The organism is Streptomyces sp. NPDC059455 (genome assembly GCF_042750115.1).
Lineage (GTDB): Bacteria > Actinomycetota > Actinomycetes > Streptomycetales > Streptomycetaceae > Streptomyces > Streptomyces endocoffeicus.
Genome location: NZ_JBHYVB010000037.1, coordinates 7,169 through 25,021, shown reverse-complemented (window position 1 = coordinate 25,021; position 17,853 = coordinate 7,169). Strand labels below are relative to the sequence as shown.

14 protein-coding genes and 1 pseudogene are annotated in these 17,853 nt (G+C 71.8%); 6 read left to right on the top strand and 9 right to left on the bottom strand.

Going from position 1 to position 17,853, the window contains the following annotated elements; translation table 11 throughout:
* Window positions 1-114: 114 nt before the first annotated feature.
* The 5 genes from ACFXB5_RS15865 to fahA form a co-directional block, all read right to left on the bottom strand.
* On the bottom strand, window positions 115-1,473 hold the full coding sequence (locus tag ACFXB5_RS15865; protein WP_385207664.1) for an ABC transporter substrate-binding protein: 1,359 nt from the start codon (window positions 1,471-1,473) through the stop codon (window positions 115-117).
* A gap of 11 nt (window positions 1,474-1,484) precedes the next feature.
* Entirely contained in the window at window positions 1,485-1,712 is a 228-nt protein-coding gene (locus tag ACFXB5_RS15860; RefSeq protein ID WP_014054080.1) for a ferredoxin family protein, read from the bottom strand.
* Window positions 1,713-1,763: 51 nt separating this feature from the next.
* Window positions 1,764-2,534, bottom strand: a complete 771-nt coding sequence (locus ACFXB5_RS15855) for a GntR family transcriptional regulator (protein ID WP_385207661.1) — start codon at window positions 2,532-2,534, stop codon at window positions 1,764-1,766.
* 226 nt (window positions 2,535-2,760) lie between these two features.
* Complete coding sequence (locus ACFXB5_RS15850; protein ID WP_385207659.1) at window positions 2,761-3,270, bottom strand: hypothetical protein; 510 nt, start codon at window positions 3,268-3,270, stop codon at window positions 2,761-2,763.
* A 60-nt stretch (window positions 3,271-3,330) separates the two neighbouring features.
* Window positions 3,331-4,581 carry a fumarylacetoacetase gene (gene fahA / locus ACFXB5_RS15845; RefSeq protein WP_385207657.1) on the bottom strand — a complete coding sequence of 417 codons (1,251 nt, stop codon included), beginning with the start codon at window positions 4,579-4,581 and terminating at the stop codon, window positions 3,331-3,333.
* A gap of 220 nt (window positions 4,582-4,801) precedes the next feature.
* On the opposite strand from fahA, the gene ACFXB5_RS15840 reads away from it, so the two are divergent.
* The 6 genes and pseudogenes from ACFXB5_RS15840 (at window position 4,802) to ACFXB5_RS15815 (ending at window position 12,248) form a co-directional block, all read left to right on the top strand.
* The gene (locus ACFXB5_RS15840; RefSeq protein ID WP_385207655.1) at window positions 4,802-6,040 is read left to right on the top strand and encodes an ATP-grasp domain-containing protein; all 1,239 of its coding nucleotides are present in this window, start codon (window positions 4,802-4,804) and stop codon (window positions 6,038-6,040) included.
* 28 nt (window positions 6,041-6,068) lie between these two features.
* Window positions 6,069-7,336, top strand: a pseudogene (locus tag ACFXB5_RS15835) (FAD-dependent oxidoreductase).
* Between the two features lie 365 nt (window positions 7,337-7,701).
* Entirely contained in the window at window positions 7,702-8,712 is a 1,011-nt protein-coding gene (locus tag ACFXB5_RS15830; RefSeq protein ID WP_385207653.1) for a polyprenyl synthetase family protein, read from the top strand.
* 265 nt (window positions 8,713-8,977) lie between these two features.
* Window positions 8,978-10,240 (top strand): outer membrane lipoprotein carrier protein LolA, encoded by a 1,263-nt coding sequence (locus ACFXB5_RS15825; RefSeq protein ID WP_385207651.1) that lies wholly within the window; start codon window positions 8,978-8,980, stop codon window positions 10,238-10,240.
* Between the two features lie 72 nt (window positions 10,241-10,312).
* The gene (locus ACFXB5_RS15820) at window positions 10,313-11,296 is read left to right on the top strand and encodes an ABC transporter ATP-binding protein (RefSeq protein ID WP_385207649.1); all 984 of its coding nucleotides are present in this window, start codon (window positions 10,313-10,315) and stop codon (window positions 11,294-11,296) included.
* Entirely contained in the window at window positions 11,283-12,248 is a 966-nt protein-coding gene (locus ACFXB5_RS15815; protein ID WP_385207646.1) for an ABC transporter permease, read from the top strand. Before ACFXB5_RS15820 ends, ACFXB5_RS15815 begins: the two co-directional genes overlap by 14 nt.
* 104 nt (window positions 12,249-12,352) lie before the next feature.
* Here ACFXB5_RS15815 and ACFXB5_RS15810 read toward each other — a convergent pair whose 3' ends face one another.
* The 4 genes from ACFXB5_RS15810 to ACFXB5_RS15795 all read right to left on the bottom strand — a co-directional run bounded on the left by ACFXB5_RS15810 (window position 12,353) and on the right by ACFXB5_RS15795 (window position 17,733).
* Window positions 12,353-13,294 (bottom strand): M28 family metallopeptidase, encoded by a 942-nt coding sequence (locus ACFXB5_RS15810; protein ID WP_385207643.1) that lies wholly within the window; start codon window positions 13,292-13,294, stop codon window positions 12,353-12,355.
* A gap of 196 nt (window positions 13,295-13,490) precedes the next feature.
* On the bottom strand, window positions 13,491-14,531 hold the full coding sequence (gene rarD, locus ACFXB5_RS15805; RefSeq protein WP_385207743.1) for an EamA family transporter RarD: 1,041 nt from the start codon (window positions 14,529-14,531) through the stop codon (window positions 13,491-13,493).
* A 206-nt stretch (window positions 14,532-14,737) separates the two neighbouring features.
* Window positions 14,738-15,595, bottom strand: a complete 858-nt coding sequence (locus ACFXB5_RS15800) for an SDR family oxidoreductase (RefSeq protein WP_385207640.1) — start codon at window positions 15,593-15,595, stop codon at window positions 14,738-14,740.
* An 89-nt stretch (window positions 15,596-15,684) separates the two neighbouring features.
* Complete coding sequence (locus ACFXB5_RS15795; RefSeq protein ID WP_385207638.1) at window positions 15,685-17,733, bottom strand: APC family permease; 2,049 nt, start codon at window positions 17,731-17,733, stop codon at window positions 15,685-15,687.
* Window positions 17,734-17,853 lie beyond the last annotated feature (120 nt).

The following is a 17,853-nucleotide window of genomic DNA, read 5'->3' as shown; positions in this document are numbered from 1 at the left end:
GTGGGGGGGGGCGGGCCGTGGGGCCGCGCCGCCGCGGCCGGCGCGCGGCGGCCCGGGCTCCGGCTCCGGAGGCCTCCGGAGCCGGGCGGGACCGTACGGACGAGGCGGGCGCGCTCATCGGGCCGCCGCCAGGGCCGCCGGGTAGCCGAGGGTGCGGGCGCCGGGGTGCCCCGCGATCCAGCCGCGGGCGTTGTCCGGGGTGACGAAGGCGCGCAGATCGCGGCCGTCGCGGACCCAGATCGCGCGGTTCGCGAACCACCGGGTGCCGGTGGCCGCGTCGGGTACGTAGGCGGCCCGGACGCGGTCGCGGTGGCTTCCGGCGAAGCGCAGCAGCTCGGTGGGGGTGGCGAAGGTGCGGAGCCGGTCCTCGCCCTTGAGCCAGAGCTGGTTCGGGGAGGCGGGCGGGGTGGCGCGCAGCGCCTTGGCGTAGGTGTCCGCGTTTCCGTACGCCCGTTTGAGATAGCGGTCGTCGACAAAGGACGACACGTCGACCGGGCCGACCAGTTTGGCGTCACGCAGCACCGGGACGTCCTTCTTGAGCGTGGCGGTCAGTCGCGGCTTGAGGGTCGGGTCGAAGGTCGCGATGCCCCCGGTGCCGTTGTAGAGGTAGACCACTTCGGGCGGCAGCCCGGTCGCGGTGGCGACCTTACGGGCGGCGTCGAGCGGATGGGCGCGCAGATAGCGGGTGGCATTGATCTGGGCGGCGAGGAACGCCTGGACGACGGCCGGGCGCTCGTCGGCGAACGCCTTGCGCGTGGTGACCCCGTGGAAGGTGGGGAGGTTCAGCCGTGCGCCGTCGTACAGCGCCTTGGCCTTGCCCTGGAAGGCGAGCAGTCCCGGCCAGGCCACGAACTGCGAGAGGGCGTCCGCGCTGCCCGCCTCGAGGGCCGAGGCGCCCACGGCGGGTTGCTGGTTGAGCTTGTGGATGCCGTCCTCGGGGTCGATGCCCGCCTGCCGCAGGGCGCGTACGAGCGTGCCGTCCGCGGCGGAGCCGACGCTGGTGGAGACGTTCTTGCCGCGCAGCCCGGACAGGGCGCGCAGGGTGGAACCGGGTGCGGTGAGGACCGTATTGAGGCCACCGCGCAGGTTGTAGCCGGTGACGGAGACGAGGCGGGTCGGCGCGTTCAGCTGGGTGCCGCGACCGGAGTTGATCAGGAGCGGGAAGTCGCCCATCGATCCGATGTCGACCTTACCGGCGACCATCTGCGCGGTGATGGGCGCTCCGGTGGCGTAGTCCTCCCACTTCACCTTGTACGTATGGCCGTCGCGGCGGCCGAGGGCGCGCAGCTCGCGTTCGAAGGCGCCGAGCGAGCGCAGCAGGGTGCCCGCGGTCACGGTGTTGATGGTCTTGGACTGGTAGCCGACGGTGACGGTCACGGTCTTGCCGTCCGCGTCCGCGTCGCCGCCGCAGCCGGTGAGGGACAGCAGCAGGGCGCCGGCGGCGAGGGCCGCCGGGAGGGTCGTGCGCTGCATCGAGGGGCCTTTCACCTCAGGAGATAGGGCATGTTGACCGTGACCGCGCCGGTGGGACAGCGGGCGGCGCACGGGCCGCAGTACCAGCACTCGTCGACGTGCATGTACGCCTTACCGCTGTCGGGGTGGATCGCGAGGGAGTCGAGGGGGCACATGTCCACGCACAGGGTGCAGCCGTCGATGCACTTGGACTCGTCGATCGTCACCGGCACATCGGCACGTTGGGGCGCCAGAGGCATGGCTGTCTCCAGGGAAGGGCGTGAAGGGGCAGAGGGTGTGGTGGGTGGGTCTCAGGCGGTGCGGCGCAACTGGCCGCTCATGGTGATCCGGTCGCCGCGGAACCGGATGAACTCCAGGTCCACCGGGCGTCCATCGCACAGATGGGTGAGCCGCTCCAGCATCAGGACCGCCGCACCGCGCGGGGCCTGCAGAACGGCGGCCGAGTGGGCGTCGGCGTTGACGGCCTCGAGGGTGATCTCGGCGGTGCCCAGGGGCTGTCCGGTGATCTTCTCGATCAGCCGGAAGACATCGGTGTTCTCCAGGTCGGCGCCGATGAGATCGGCGCCGATGTCCATCGGGAGGTAGGTGAGGTCGAGGGAGAGCGGGAGTCCGCCGAGCCGGCGCAGCCGCTCGACGTAGAGGACATCGGAACGGGCGGGGACGCCCAGCCGGTCCGCCACACAGGCGGGCGCGGGGACGGGGCCGACGGTGCGCACCTCATTGGTGACCCGGTCGTGCTCGTGGAGGGTCTCGGCCAGGCCCATCAGCCGGTCCAGGCCGTGCGGGTACTTCTCCGCGACCACGACCGTGCCCACCCCGGGCTGCCGTTCCACCAGGCGCTCGGAGCGCAGCAGGTCGAGCGCCTGGCGCACGGTGTTGCGGGAGGCGCCGTAGTCCTGGCCGAGCGCGTCCTCCAGGGGGAGCACGCCCCCGGGGAAGCCGCCGGTGAGGACCTGGTGGCGGAGCAGATCGGCGAGTTGCCGTGCCCGGTCGGCACGGAGCCGACGGCGGCGCGCGGCGGCGACCGGCGGGGCGTGCTCGCGAGGGCGTTCGGCTGGCATCGGCCGGCTCCGGGGGTGTGCTGGTCGGGGGGTCGTATCGGGACCATACCGACGGGGCCGGGCCGATGGTGTTGCCGAAGTATTGCGCCACCTGACGGCGGCTTCCCTACCGCTTCTGCCTGCGGTTTCGTGTCCGCGGCGGCAAGATCTGCCACTGTGCGCGGCGGGCCCCCGGCGCGGCGGCGCGCCAGGGGCCCGGGACGCCGGAGGGGTCCGGCGCCGTGGTTCAGCCGGTCGGGAGGCCGGTCGCCAGATCGGTCGGGATATCGGTCGGGAGGCCGGAGGGCAGCGACGACGGAAGGCCCGAGGGGAGGTCGCTGGGCGAGGTCGTCTTGATGAACGTGTCGTTCTTGGCGAGCGCGTCCCAGTCGACCGTGAGGGTCTTGCCGTCCGCGCTCGCGGTGACCTTGCCCGCGCTGCGGTCGGTGTTGCCGTCGGCGCACTTGAGCATGAGCATCTTCCCGCCCATGTCGGCGTACTCGCCGGTGCAGATGTGCTTGTCGGCCATCAGGACGGCCTTCTTGCCGCTGATGGACAGGATGACGGCCCCCTCACCGGCCTTCGCCACATAGGTGCCGGAGACCTTCGTGTCCGCGCCCCCCTCCGCCGGGGCGCTCGACTCGGAGGAGGGGTCCTTGGATGTGTCCTTCTTGTCGTCGCCACCGTCACTGCCGCATGCGGTCAGCAGCAGGGCGGCCGCCACCGCCGTTCCGGCGATGCTCACTGCCTTCTTCACGTGCTTCTCCTCGGTCGTCCGGGATCGTCAGGGCAGGAGCACGACAAATTAGCAGCCGCGTCAGGGCGTGGCCGGGACCACCTGGCCGGTCACCTCGCCCAGGCCGATACGGGTCCCCTGCGGGCCCGGCGCCCAGGCCGTGACGGTCACCTCGTCGCCGTCCTCCAGGAAGGTCCGGGTGCCGTCGGGGAGCCGCAGGGATTCGCGGCCGCCCCAGGTGAGTTCGAGGAGACAGCCGAGCTCGTCCGGGCGCGGACCGCTGACCGTTCCGGAGGCGAAGAGGTCGCCGGTGCGCAGCGAGGCGCCGTTCACCGTCAGATGGGCGAGCTGCTGGGCCGCGGTCCAGTACATGGCGGAGAAGGGCGGGCGGGAGATCGTGTGGCCGTTGAGCGCGACCTCCAGGCGCAGATCGAGCCCGCCGGGCTCGGTGGCGCTGTCGTCCAGGTAGGGAAGGGGCGGGACGTCGCGGGCGGGAGGGCTGGTACGGGCCGCGGCGAGGGCGTCCAGCGGGGTGACCCACGCGGCGAGGGAGGTGGCGAAGGACTTGCCGAGGAAGGGGCCGAGCGGGCGGTACTCCCACGCCTGGATGTCGCGCGCGGACCAGTCGTTGAGCAGACAGACGCCGAAGACGTGGTCGTGGAACCCGGAGAGCGGCACCGGTGTATTCACAGTGGAAGGGGCGCCGACGACGAAGGCCACCTCCGCTTCGAAGTCGAGGCGCAGGGAGGGGCCGAAGACCGGAGTGGGGGAGGAAGCGTGTGGTGCGGAGGTATCGGCCGGGGGCAGATGCTGGCCCTGCGGGCGGACGATGGGTGTGCCCGAGACAAGGATGGTGCCGGCCCGGCCGTGGTAGCCGATCGGCATGTGCTTCCAGTTGGGGGTGAGCGCCTCGCCGTCGGGGCGGAAGATCCTGCCCGTGTTGGTGGCGTGGTGCTCGCTCGCATAGAAGTCGGCGTAGTCGGCCACCTCGAAGGGGAGGTGGAGCGCCACCGTGGGGAGGGGGTGCATCAGGGGTTCGATGGTCGAGCGGTGCGCCGGGTCGGTCAGCCAGTCGAGCACCTCGGCGCGGACGGCCTGCCAGACCGGGCGGCCCGCGGCCATCAGCGGGTTGAGGGTGCCGGCGCCCAGCGGCTCGGCGTGCGGGGAGGCGGTGGCGGCCGCGGCGGCGCCCACGTCGAGCACATGGTTTCCGTAGCGCACCCCGATTTTCCGCAGATGAGGAGCGTGCGGCGCGGTGAAGACGCCATAGGGGAGGTTGTGCGGGCCGAAGGGGTCGCCTTCGGGCAGGTCCAGCGGGGATCGCTGCGGCATCGGGGCTGCCTCGCCTTCTCCTCGTCACTGTGGGACGCAGCACACCCTAAGGCGCGGAGAGGGAGGGGAAGAAAGGAAGATGACGTTGTGTCGGCTACTCCCTAAAGAGATGGCAATGTCCGGAAAATCCTTGCTGGAGGTGGAGATTCCGAAGTAGCGTCCTTCATTAGGGTCACGCACAGTGGGGGGGCCACTGCGCTGCGGTGACCAAGGGGGACTCGTGGCGAGCAGTGCCGTGCCGTTCGCGGTGGAGCGTTCCGTGCCCGCTCTCATCGTGAAGATCGGCCACTATCCGCTGCATCACGGCGGCGTCGGCGCCATCCGGTCCCTGGGGCGTCTCGGTGTCCCCATGTACGCGGTCACCGAGGACCGTTGGACCCCGGCGGCGCTCTCGCGCTATCTGAGGAGGGCCTTCGTCTGGCCGACCACCGGCGAGGAGCGGCCGGAGCGGCTGGTGGAGGGGCTGCTGCGGATGGGGCGGGCGATCGGCCGGCCGACGGTGCTGCTGCCCACCGACGAGGAGGCGGCGGTGCTGATCGCCGAGCACGCGGATCGGCTCGCCGGGGAGGGCCGCTTTCTCTTCCCGCGCACCGAGCCCGAGTTGCCCAGGCGGCTGGCGAGCAAGCAGGGGCTGCACGAGCTGTGCGCCAAGCACGGGGTGCCCACGCCCGAGGGCGTCTTCCCGGACACCTATGCCGATGTCAAGGCGTTCGCGGCCGGTGCCCGGTTTCCGGTGGTCGCCAAGAACCGGGAGGCGTTCGAGCGGCGGAAGAAGCCCGCGGTGTGCGGCACCACCCGGATCGAGGGCCCGCGGGAGCTGATGGAGCTGGCGCGGCGGTGGGGGCCGCGGCCGGGGGTGGTGCTGCAGGAGTATCTGCCGAGAGAGGAGGCCGAGGACTGGATCGTGCACGCGTACTTCGACGCCCGGAGCACACCGCTGGCGATGTTCACCGGGGTCAAGGTGCGGTCCTGGCCGCCACACGCGGGCATGACGGCGTGCGCCTATGTGGTGGAGAACGAGGAACTGGCGCGGATGACGGCCCGGTTCGTCCAGCGGATCGGCTTCAGCGGCATCGTCGATCTGGACTGGCGCTTCGACCGGCGTGACGGACGGTACAAGCTGCTGGACTTCAATCCGCGGATGGGCGCCCAGTTCCGGCTCTTCGAGAACGCGGCGCGGATCGATGTCGTACGGGCCCAGCATCTCGATTTGACCGGACGCGCGGTCCCCGGGGCCCGGCAGCGGCCGGCCCGGCGGTTCCTGGTCGAGAACATCGACCTGCCCGCGCTGCTCGCCTACCGCCGCAGTGGTTACACCACTCCGCACGCCCCGGCGCGGGCGAGCGGGACCGAGCTCGCCTGGGCGGCGCGGGACGACATGAGGCCGTTCCTCACCATGCTGGCCCGCTCACTGCGGCCCGGCGCGGCACAGCTGTACCGGCTGTGGCGCGCCAAGTGAACGCGACACCTGGGGGGATTCATGAACGATCCGGGTAGCGGTCATCGGCGCCGGTCCATACGGTCTGTCGACCGCCGCTCACCTCCGCGCCCACGGGCTGCCGGTCCGTGTCTTCGGGGAGCCGATGGTGAGCTGGCGGGAGCAGATGCCCGCGGGCATGCTGCTCAAGTCCACACCGGTCGCCTCGAACATCGACGCACCGCAGCCGGGGCACACCCTGCTCGACTTCTGCCATGCGGTGGGCGGCCCGCGCTATGAGTCCGACTGGGACCTCATCCCCATGGAGACCTTCTCGGCCTATGGACTGTGGTTCCAGGAGCGGCTGGTGCCGGAGCCGGAGCCGGAGCCGGAGCGGGTGCGGGTGCGGGTGGTGGCGGTGGACCGGCGGGGCGGCCGGTTCGAGCTGAAGCTGGACTCGGGGGAGCAGTTCACCGCGCGCGCCGTCGTCGTCGCCAGTGGGCTCAGCGGGCTCGCCCACCTCCCCCGGGAACTGGCCGCCGCCGTACCGGACGGACCCGCTCCGGACGGACCCGCTCCGGGCGGCCCCGTCTCCCACAGTTCGCACCATCGCGACCTCGGCCGCTTCCGGGGGCGTGAGGTGGTGGTCGTCGGGGCCGGGCAGTCGGCGCTGGAGAGCGCGGTGCTGCTGGCCGAGGCCGGTGCGGCCGCGGTGCGGGTGGTGGCCCGCGGGCCGCGCGCGGTCGCCTTCGGCACCCCACCGGACCGCCAGTCCAGGCTGGGGCCCGAGTCGCCGTTCGGCCGCGCCTGGTCGCTGTACGCGCTGTCGCACCACGCCGTGGGCTTCCGGCGGCTGCCCGCACCGGCCCGGGAGTATCTGGTCCGCAGGGTGCTGGGGCCCAAGGGCGCCTGGTGGCTGAGGGACCGGTTCGCCGGGCGGGTGCGGGTCACCCAGGGGCGGCGGATCAGCCGGGTCACGGTGGGGGACGACGGCCGGCCGGTGCTCACCCTGCACGGTGACGGCCGGGTCGGTGAGCCGGCCGCCGACCATGTGATCCGCGACCGGCTACCGGATGAGTGTCGCGGCGCTGGATTTCCTCGGGCCCGGGCTCCGCTCCGAGTTGGTCACCGGAGCCCGGGGCCCCTGGCTCGACGCCGGTTACGGCTCCTCGGTCCCGGGGCCCCTGGCTCGACGCCGGTTACGGCTCCTCGGTCCCGGGGCTGTACTTCACCGGGCTGCCCGCGGCGGCGAGTTTCGGCCCGGTGATGCGGTTCGTCTGCGGTACGGAGTACGCGTCGCCACGGCTGGCGAAGGCGGTGGCCGCCATGCACGGATGAGCGGGCCCCGCCCGCGGGCGTCGGCCGGCCCCGGCCGGTGACCGGCCCCGCTCGACGGCCGGTTCGGCGGACCGTCCGGCGGTCCGGTCGGTGGTCCGGTCGGCGGTCCGGCCGGGCGGCCGAGTGGGGCGGGCCGGGCCGCCGGGTGGGATCCGGCCGGGCCGCCGGGTGGGGTCCGGGGCATGAATGATCTGCTGCGATCGCGGTACTTCGATGTGAAGCGGTCGGTTCGGGAGAGAACGGTGAGAGGCGCACAAGGCGGGAAGGCGCCAACAGTGATCGATACCCGACCGGATACGCTGCCTGTTGGTGGAGGCAGCGACACATCGACATTCGCGTCATTCGTAGGCAGACAGGAGTACCCCGTGAGCTTCGTCGGGCCCTTGGGGCTGAGCGTGCGGGACCGGACTCTGGAAGCCGACACCCAGGCCGGGCTGACGGCGGTCGAAGAGGGCCTGCTGGAGGCCACCAAAAGCGATGTGCCCTTCATTACGGAGGCCGCCCAGCATCTGGTGCGGGCCGGGGGGAAGCGGTTCCGGCCCCTGCTGGTGCTGCTGGCCGCGCAGTTCGGTGACCCCCACGCACCCGGAGTGGTGCCCTCGGCGGTGGTCGTCGAACTCACCCATCTGGCGACGTTGTACCACGACGATGTGATGGACGAGGCGGAGGTGCGGCGCGGCGTCTCCAGCGCCAACGCCCGCTGGGGCAACTCGGTGGCGGTCCTCACCGGCGACTTCCTCTTCGCCCGTGCCTCGCACATCCTGGCCGACCTCGGCCCCGAGGCGGTGCGGATCCAGGCCGAGGCGTTCGAGCGGCTGGTCACCGGTCAGATCCTGGAGACGGCGGGCCCCCGGGACGGCCGTGCCCCGGTCGAGCACTACCTGGATGTGCTGGCCGGTAAGACGGGCTCGCTGATCGCCGTCTCCGGCCGGTTCGGCGCGATGATGTCGGGCGCCGACGAGAGCATCGTCAGCATCCTCACCCAGTACGGCGAGCGGCTCGGCATGGCCTTCCAGCTCGCCGACGACGTACTGGACATCGCCAGTGACAGCCATGAGTCCGGCAAGACCCCCGGCACCGATCTGCGCGAGGGCGTGGCCACCCTGCCGGTGCTCTATGTGCGGGAGCAGGCCGAGGTAACCGGTTCGGCCGTGGACCGCGAGCTGTGCGAGCTGCTCGCGGGCGATCTCACCGATGACGCGCGCCATGCCGAGGTGCTGCGGCGGCTGCGCGCCCATCCGGCGCTGGAGCGGGCCCGCCGGGTCACGGTCCGCTATGCGGCGGAGGCCCGTTCGATGCTGGCGCCGCTGCCCGAGGGCCCGGCGAAGGCGGCCCTCGAGGGGCTGTGCGACGCGGTGGTCCACCGGGCCGGATGACCCCCGCCCGGCGCCCGTTCCACCCCGCCCGTCCCCTGCTCCCGGGGCGCCCGCCGGCGACTCCCGGAGGAGTAGGACCCTGACTCCCGGTGGAGCGGCGTCATACCCGAGCATTACGCCGAGGTGATCCTGCGGGCTGACGCGCCACGTCGAACGATTTGGTGGGATGAAAAGACCACCACATGGCGGGATCGGGTGACAATGGCCCGAGAGGTGGACGAGTGCAAGCTGACGAACCGCCGCCGACGACGGAGGTAGAGCACATATGGCACGGATCCGACCGACACAGGTCGCCGACGACGGCTTCTGGGATGAAGAGCGGCCATCACGAGGGAAGAAGGCCGCCCGGTACGCCGCCCCGGTGGCCGTCGCGGGCATCGCGGCGGCGACCATAGGACTGGTCCCGGCGCTCGCGAGCACCGGCGACCCCAATCTGCCGAAGATCTCGGCGCAAGAGCTGATCAGCAAGATGGCGGCATCGGACGCCCAGCAGATGTCCGGTTCGGTGAAGATCACCACCGATCTGGGCATCCCCTCGCTCCCCGGTGGCGGCTCGCTCGCCGACCTCGGCGGGGCGCAGGGCGGCGACGCGTCCGCCGCTCCCGAGTCCAAGCTGATGGAGCTGATCTCCGGCTCCCACACCCTGCGGGTGGCCACCGACGGCCCCGCCAAGCAGCGGGTGTCGATCGTCGAGAACGCCGCCGAGTACAGCATGATCCACAACGGCGACGAGATCTGGGCGTACGACAGCGGGAGCAACTCCGCCTACCACGCCACCGCCCCGAAGGACGCGAAGGCCAAGGGCGACCACCGGCGGGAGATGCCGAAGGACCTGCGGGACGCCACGCCCCAGGAGATGGCCAAGACGCTGCTCTCCTCCGTGGACGACACCACCGATGTGACCGTCGACGGCACCTCCCGGGTCGCCGGGCGGGACGCGTACGACCTGCTGGTCAAGCCCAAGCAGAACAGCGACTCCACGATCGGATCCGTCCGTATCGCGGTGGACGCGGACAACGGTGTCCCGCTGAAGTTCACGCTCTCCCCGAAGAGCGGCGGCAAGGCGATCATCGACGTGGGCTTCACCAAGGTGGACTTCGGCAAGCCCAAGGCCAGCACCTTTGACTTCACGCCGCCCAAGGGCGCCAAGGTCACCGAGGAGCCCAAGGTCGACCACAAGGACGTCCCGAAGGACTTCGGCACCAAGGACTTCAAGGGCTCCAAGGACTTCAAGGACGCCCAGGGCGCCCTGTCCGGGCTGAAGGTCGTCGGTGAGGGCTGGGACTCGGTCGCCCGGCTCGACACCCCCGGCGGCGCCGCGGCGCCCACGACCCCCGGCGGCGACAGCGGCCCGGGCGCGGCCTCCGGCCTCCTCGGCGGCTTCGGCAAGGAGGTCAAGGGGAAGTTCGGCTCCGGCACCGTGGTCAGCACCCGGCTGGTGAACGCGCTGATCACCGACGACGGCAAGGTGTTCGTCGGCGCCGTCGACAAGGACGCCCTGGTCAAGGCCGCCAACGCGGCCAAGTGAGCCCACTGGGCGCATAAGGCGCGGTGACGGATGACGTAGGGCGCGGATACGACGCAGAACGAAGGGGAGCCCGTGGAGCAGCGGTCCACCGAGGGGGACGACGCCGCGGTGGAGACCCGCGGGCTCACCAAGCGCTACCGGGGCGGACAGCTCGCGGTCGACGCGCTGGATCTGTCCGTGCCGCGGGGCAGTGTCTTCGGCTTCCTCGGGCCCAATGGCTCGGGGAAGACGACGACCATCCGCATGCTCATGGGCCTGATCGAGCCCACCTCGGGCAGGGCCAGGCTGCTCGGCGAGCCGATGCCGCGCGCCGCCCGGAGCGTGCTGCCCAGGGTGGGCGCCCTCATCGAGGGCCCCGCCCTGTACCCCTTTCTGACCGGCCGCGACAATCTGCTGCGCTACGACGCGGCCGACCCCACCGCCGACCCCCGCACCCGAGCCCCCCGCGTGGCGGCCGCCCTGGACCGGGTCGGGCTGGCCGCCGCGGCCGGGAAGAAGGCCCGCGCGTACTCGCTCGGCATGAAGCAGCGCCTGGGCCTGGCCGCCGCGCTGCTCCAGCCGCGAGAGCTGCTGGTGCTGGACGAGCCGACCAACGGCCTCGATCCGCAGGGCATGCGCGAGATCCGCGCCCTGGTGCGCGAGCTGGCCGAGGAGGGCACCACCGTCTTCCTCTCCTCCCATCTCCTCGACGAGATCGAACAGGTGTGCACACACGCCGCCGTGATGGCCCAGGGCCGTCTGATCACCCAGGGCACGGTGGCCGAGCTGGCGGCGGGCAGCCGCGGCCGGCTGGCCGTCACCACCCCGGACCCGGTGGACGCGGTCCGAGTGCTCAAGGAGCACGGGGTGACGGATCTGGTGGTCCTGGACGAGCGCGTCTCCGGCGAACTGCCGGTGCCCGGCCCCGGCGTGGACGACGCACCGCTGGAGCTGGCCGATCTCAACGCCGCCCTCGTACGCGCCGGGGTGCGGGTCCGGGCCTTCGGGGCCGAACGTGCCTCGCTCGAGGACGCCTTTGTCGCGCTGACCGGGGAGGGCTTCGATGTCGCGGGCTGACGAAACGTCGCGGGCTGACGAAACGAGGGTGGCCGGCACCGGCGTACCCAAGACGGCCGACACCGGCGCACTGGCCGGAAGGGCCGCGAACCCGCCCCGCCCGAGCCCCCTGTGGGCCCTGGCGCTCTTCCGCTCCGAGCTGACCACCACCCTCCGCCGCTGGCGGACCCTGGCCCTGCTCGGGGTGCTCGCGCTGATCCCGATCCTCATCGGTGTCGCGGTGAAGATCGAGACCAGCGACGGCGGCAGCTTCGGCGGCGGCCATGGGGGAGAGGGGGCGGGCCCCGCCTTCTTCCCCCAGATCACCAACAACGGGATCTTCCTGGTCTTCGCGTCACTGGCGGCGACCCTGCCGGTCTTCCTGCCGATGGTGATCGGCGTGATCGCCGGTGACGCCATCGCCGGTGAGGCGGGCTCCGGGACACTGCGCTATCTGCTGGTCGCCCCCGCCGGGCGGACCCGTCTGCTGCTGGCCAAATTCACCACCACCATGGCCTTCTGCCTGATCGCGACCCTGGTGGTGGCCCTCTCGAGCCTGGTGACGGGGGCGCTGCTGTTCCCGCTCGGCGATGTCACGCTGATCTCGGGCATCACCGTCTCGTTCGAGGAGGCGCTGCTCCGGGCGCTCGGCGTGGCCGCCCTGGTGGCCCTGTCGCTGGTGGGGATCGCCACGGTGGGACTATTCATCTCCACCCTCACCAACAGCGGGATCGCGGCCATGGCCACGACCGTGGGGCTGGTGATCACCGCGCAGATCCTCGACACCATCCCGCAGCTGCACGCGATCCACCCGTACCTCTTCCCGCACTACTGGCTCAGCTTCGCCGATCTCCTCCGCGAGCCGGTCTACTGGGACGAGCTGGTCAAGAATCTGGGGCTGCAGGGGCTGTACGTGGCCGTGTTCGGCTCGGCGGCCTGGGCCCGGTTCACCGCGAAGGACATCACGGCCTGAGCGACCTGGGTGGCCTGGGCGACCTGGGCGACCTGAGTGGCCTAGGCGGCCGGAGCGGCCTGAGCCGACGGAGCCGAACACGGCACATCGTCATCCGTCCGGGATCAGGCGCCGCCGAGCGTCCAGACCGCGTAGGCGATGGCGTCGCTGTTGCGGTCCAGGGCGGTGTCGTCGATGTTGGTCGAGGTGTCGCAGGAGCGGTGGTAGCAGCGGTCGAACGCCTGACCGGAGGTGCCACCCCACTTCTGCGCCTGGGCGGCGGTCTTGGTGTAGTCGGCGCCGCTGAAGAGACCGCCCACCGGGATGCCCTTGTTCTTGAACGGCGCGTGGTCGGAGCGGCCGTCGCCCTCGGTCTCGATCTCGGTGGGCACGCCCTTGGCGGAGAAGAACGCCTTGAAGACCGACTCGATCCCGGGGTCGTCGTCGTACACGAAGTAGCCGGGGTTGGGCGAGCCGATCATGTCGAAGTTGAGATAGCCGTCGATCTTCGCCCGTTCGGCTGACGGCAGGTTGTTGATGTAATAGGTGGAGCCGACCATCCCCCGCTCCTCGGCGCCCCACCAGGCGAACCGCAGATGCTTGGTGGGCTTCGCGCCCTGGCGGGCCACGGTGAGCGCGGTCTCCAGGGTCCCGGCGGAGCCTGAGCCGTTGTCGTTGATCCCGGGGCCCGCGGTGACGGAGTCGAGGTGGGCGCCGGAGAACACCACGTTGTTGGTGTCGCCGCCGGGCCAGTCGGCGATGAGGTTGTAGCCGGTGGCACCGCCGGAGGTGAACTGCTGCACGGTGGTGGTGTATCCGGCGGCGTCCAGCTTGCCCTTGATGTAGTCGAGCGACGCCTTGTAGCCGGGGCGGCCATGGGCGCGGTTGCCGCCGTTGGCGGTGGCGATGGACTGCAGCTGGGCCAGATGGGCCTTCACATTGGCCACGGAGATGTCCGGTGCCGCGAGGGTGGTACGGGCGTCCGCCGTGTGCCGTGCCGATGCGGCGGCGGAGGTCGCGGGGGCGGCCGAGACCAGGGCGGCGACCGCCGTACCGGCGGCGGCCATGGCGGCCGTACGCCGTATCAGGGATCTTCGGGGGCGGGCTTGCGCGCATGAGGACATGGGGGGCTCCGGTTCCGAACGAGGACAGGACGGAATGACGTGACGCTGTGTGGTGCACGTGCCCGTGGGGGCGATGGAGCGGTGAACGTGCTGATGCTCGGGGCGTGGCTGACTCCGCGTCAAGGGCGGAAACCGGACATCACCCGCCGGATATCGGTCCCGGCCGAGTATCGGGTACGGCGGCGTCCGATGCGGCGCCCTCCGGCACAACGGCCTCCGGCGCGACCGCCTCGGGCACGACCGCCTCCGGAACAACGGCCTCCGGAACCGCATCAGCCCCCGGAACCACATCGGCCTCCACTGTCGCCGACAGCGCCCCCGCCCGCGCGGCGGCGTCGGCCAGCGCGCGCCGCGCCCGCCGGGCGGTGCGCAGCGCGTCCCAGGTCAGCAGCGCGAGCGCGAGCCAGACGAGGGCGAAGCCCGCCCACCGTTCGGGTGGCATCGACTCATGGAAGACGGCGAGCCCGAGGACGAACTGGAAGGTCGGCGCCACGTACTGGAGCATCCCGATCGTCGACAGCGGCAGCCGCACCGCCGAGGCCCCGAAGCAGATCAGCGGCAGCGCCGTGACGAAGCCGCAGCTCGCCAGCAGCGCGGCGTGCCCGGCGCCCTCGCTCGCGAACGTGCTGCCGCCGTCCGCCCCGAGCCAGATCAGGAAGCCGAGCGCGGGCAGGAACTGCACGGCGGTCTCGGCGGCCAGCGACTCCAGCCCGTCGAGACCGACCCGCTTCTTGGCCAGGCCGTACGTCGCGAAGCTGAAGGCGAGGGTGAGCGCGATCCACGGCGGCTTGCCGTAGCCCACCGTCAGCACGGCCACGGCCACCACCCCGACGCCGACCGCCGCCCACTGTGCGGGCCGCAGCCGCTCACGCAGCAGCAGCACCCCGAAGGCGATGCTGACCAGCGGGTTGATGAAGTATCCGAGTGCGGTCTCCACCACATGCCCGCTGTTGACGCCCCAGATGTACAGACCCCAGTTGACCGAGATCACGGTCGCGGCGAGCGCGATCATGCCCAGCCGCCGGGGCTGTCGCAGCAGCGGCCGTATCCAGCTCCAGCGGCGCAGCGCCAGCAGCACCAGACCGACGGCCACCAGCGACCACACCATCCGGTGGGCCAGGATCTCCACCGCCGCGGCGGGCTCCAGCAGCGGCCAGAAGAGCGGCACCAGACCCCACATGCCGTACGCCGCGAAGCCGTAGAGGAGACCGGCGCGATCGACGCGGTCCTGCTGGTCCTGCGGCGTCACGGCACCCTCCCCGACGGCATGACGAGCCCCCGGCGGGCCCGTTCCGAGGGTCCGAAGGTAGCGCTGGTGAGGCCCGCCTGTCATTCCCGTACCGGAATACGGTGATGACAGGCGGGCCGTGGTGCGTACGGGGCGGGTCAGCCCTTGAGCGCGACCGCCACCGAGTCCGCGATGGGCGTGGTCGGGCGGCCTATGAGCCGGGACAGCTCACCCGGGGTGGCGTCCAGCCGGCCGCGCCCGATGGCCGCCTCGACATCGGAGAGGATCACGGCGAACGGCTCGGGGACGCCCGCGCCGGTGAGGATGGACTGGTACTCGGCGGGGGAGACGGCGCCGTAGACGATCTCCTTGCCGGACTGCCGGGCGACCACCTCGGCGTACTCGGCGAAGCCCCAGGTGGTGTCGCCGGACAGCTCGTACGCCTTGCCCTCGTGGCCCTCACCGGTCAGAACGGCGACGGCGGCCGCCGCGTAGTCGGCGCGCGCGGCGGAGGCGACCCGGCCCTCGCCCGCGGCGCCCACGACGGCGCCGTGCTCCAGCACGGTGGAGAGGTTCTCGGTGTAGTTCTCGTTGTACCAGCCGTTGCGCAGCAGCACGTACGGCAGGCCCGAGTCGGTGATCGCCTGCTCGGTGACCTTGTGCTCATCGGCCAGGGTGAAGTCGGCGGCGGGGCCGCCCAGGATGCTGGTGTAGGCGAGCAGCGCGACACCGGCCTCCTTGGCGGCGTCGATCACGGCCTGGTGCTGCGGCACCCGCTGCCCGACCTCGCTGCCGGAGATCAGCAGCACCTTGTCGCCGGCGGCGAAGGCGCCGGCGAGCGTCTCGGGCCGGTTGTAGTCGGCCACGTGCAGCCGCACCCCGCGGTCGGCGAGGTCGGCGGCCTTCGCGGTGTCGCGCACGACCGCGGTGATCTGGTCGGCGGGAACCTTCTCCAGCAGCCCCTCGACGACGAGGCGGCCGAGGTGGCCGGTGGCTCCGGTGACGACGATGCTCATATGTGTGACTCTCCTGGTTCGGGATCGGCACACCCACCATAAAGGAAGCGCTAACCAAAAGAAAGGTACTCCCGGTTAAGTAAGTGTGTTCATTCGGGGCCGGGCCGCTCCCGGGGCTCCCGCTCCCGGGGCTCCCGCTCCCGGGGCTCCTGCTCCCAGGGCTCCCGTTCCCCGGGCTCCCGCGGCGCCCGCTCCCGTGCCGCGAGGCTGACGGCGAACGGCAGGATCGTCACCGCGACCCCCGGCAGCCGCTCCAGCGTCTTGGCAAGCGACTCCGCCGTGCCCCTGTGCAGCAGTTTGCCCAGCGGGGAGGCGTAGGTGCGGCGCGGCACCAGCAGGGTCAGCGCGGTCCGCCCGTCCTCGGTGGTACGGGCCGCCAGCTCCATCACGGCGTGGCGCAGCCGCCGGTCCGGGCACTCCACGACCTCCAGCGGCACCGTCACCCCCGCCGTGGCCTCCCACCGCGCCATCAGCCGCCGGGCATGGGTCTCGTCCACCATGAAGTGCACCGCGCGGACCTCGTCGGGCCGCAGCTCATGCGCGTACCGCAGCGCCTTGACCGTCGCGAGGTCGATGCTGTCCGCCAGGACGAAGACCACATGGCGCCGCCAGCGCGGGACGTCGTCCCCGGGGCGCTCCACCGCCTCCAGGGCGGCGGCCTCCGCGCGGTACTCGCGGTTGATCCGGATCAGCGCCCAGACCCCCAGCGGGAAGACCACCACGACCAGCCAGGCGCCCTCGGTGAACTTGGTGATCCCGAAGATCAGCACCACGGTGGCGGAGACCACCGCGGTGATGAGGTTCACCGCGACCTTCCACGTCCGCCCCGGCTCCCGGCGCCGCAGGTGATAGGCGGTCATCCCGGACCCGGCCATGGTGAAGGCGGTGAACACCCCGATCGCGTACAGCGCCACCAGCCGGTCCACATTGGCCTCGGTGACCACCAGCAGCGCCAGCGCCACCACGGCCAGCGACACGATCCCGTTGGAGAAGGCCAGCCGGTGGCCGCGCCGGGTCAGCTGCCGGGGCAGAAAGCGGTCCTCGGCCACGAAGCTGGCCAGGAACGGAAAGCCGGTGAAGGGCGTGTTGGCGCCCGTGTAGAGGATGAGCGCGGTCGCCAGCTGGACGAACGCCAGCCCCAGGGCGCCCAGCACCCCGCCGCCGAAGACCAGATGGGCCTCCTGCGCGAGGACGGTCGGGGTGCCGTCCCGGTACGGGATGGCGTGGGTGAAGTGGGCCAGGGCGGAGACCCCGAGGACCAGCGTGCCCAGGACGCAGCTCATCGTGACCAGCGTGTGGCGGGCGTTGCGGCCCTTGGGGTCGCGGAAGACCGAGACGCTGTTGGAGATCGCCTCCAGACCGGTCAGCGAGGAGCCGCCGTTGGCGAACGAGCGCAGCACGATGAAGAGCGAGGCGCCGTAGAGCCAGCCGTCGCCCGGAGTGCCGAGCGGCACGGCGCCCGCGGCGTGCACATCGGCGTGCGGCAGCGTCCCGGTGAGTCCGCGGATCACGCCGACCACCAGCATCAGGCCGACGGCGAGGATGAACAGGTAGGCGGGCACCATGAAGACCCGCCCGGCCTCCCGCAGTCCGCGCAGATTGCCGTAGGCGAGGATCAGGATCACCAGGGCGCTCAGCGGCAGTTGGAGATGGTCGATACCGGTCCAGGTACCACTGACGAGATGGGCGAACGAGATGATCGCGTTGGTGCCCGCCGAGACCTGGACCGCCACGGTGACGATGTAGTCCACCAGCAGTGCCACGGACGCGATCTGGGCGATGTCCGGGCCGAAGTTCTCCCGCGCCACCACATAGGAGCCGCCGGCCCGGGTGTAGATCGTCACCACATCGCTGTAGCAGAGCGTGACGAGCAGCAGTACCAGCAGGATCGCCCCGGTCACCGGGAGGATCATGGTAAACGCCGCGACCCCGATGACCGGCACCAGCACCCGCAGCATCTCCTCGCTGCCGTACGCCGTCGAGGAGATGCAGTCGGAGGCCAGCACGCCCAGCGCGGCCGGGTTGCTCAGCTTCTCGCGCCGGATCCGCTCGGTGACCAGGGGCGGGCCGAGCAGCAGCCGCTTGAGGCGGTAGCCGGGGCGGTCGGGCGGCTGGAGCGGGGCGGCGGTGTCGGCCATGCGGATAGCAGAACGGGTGCCCGGCCGGGGGGCGGGGCCACGCGGCCGCCGGGCCCCCGCCGCTGCCCCGCTGGTCCAACGCGCCCCCGGCGCGCCGTTCGGGGGGTCCGCCCCCGACGC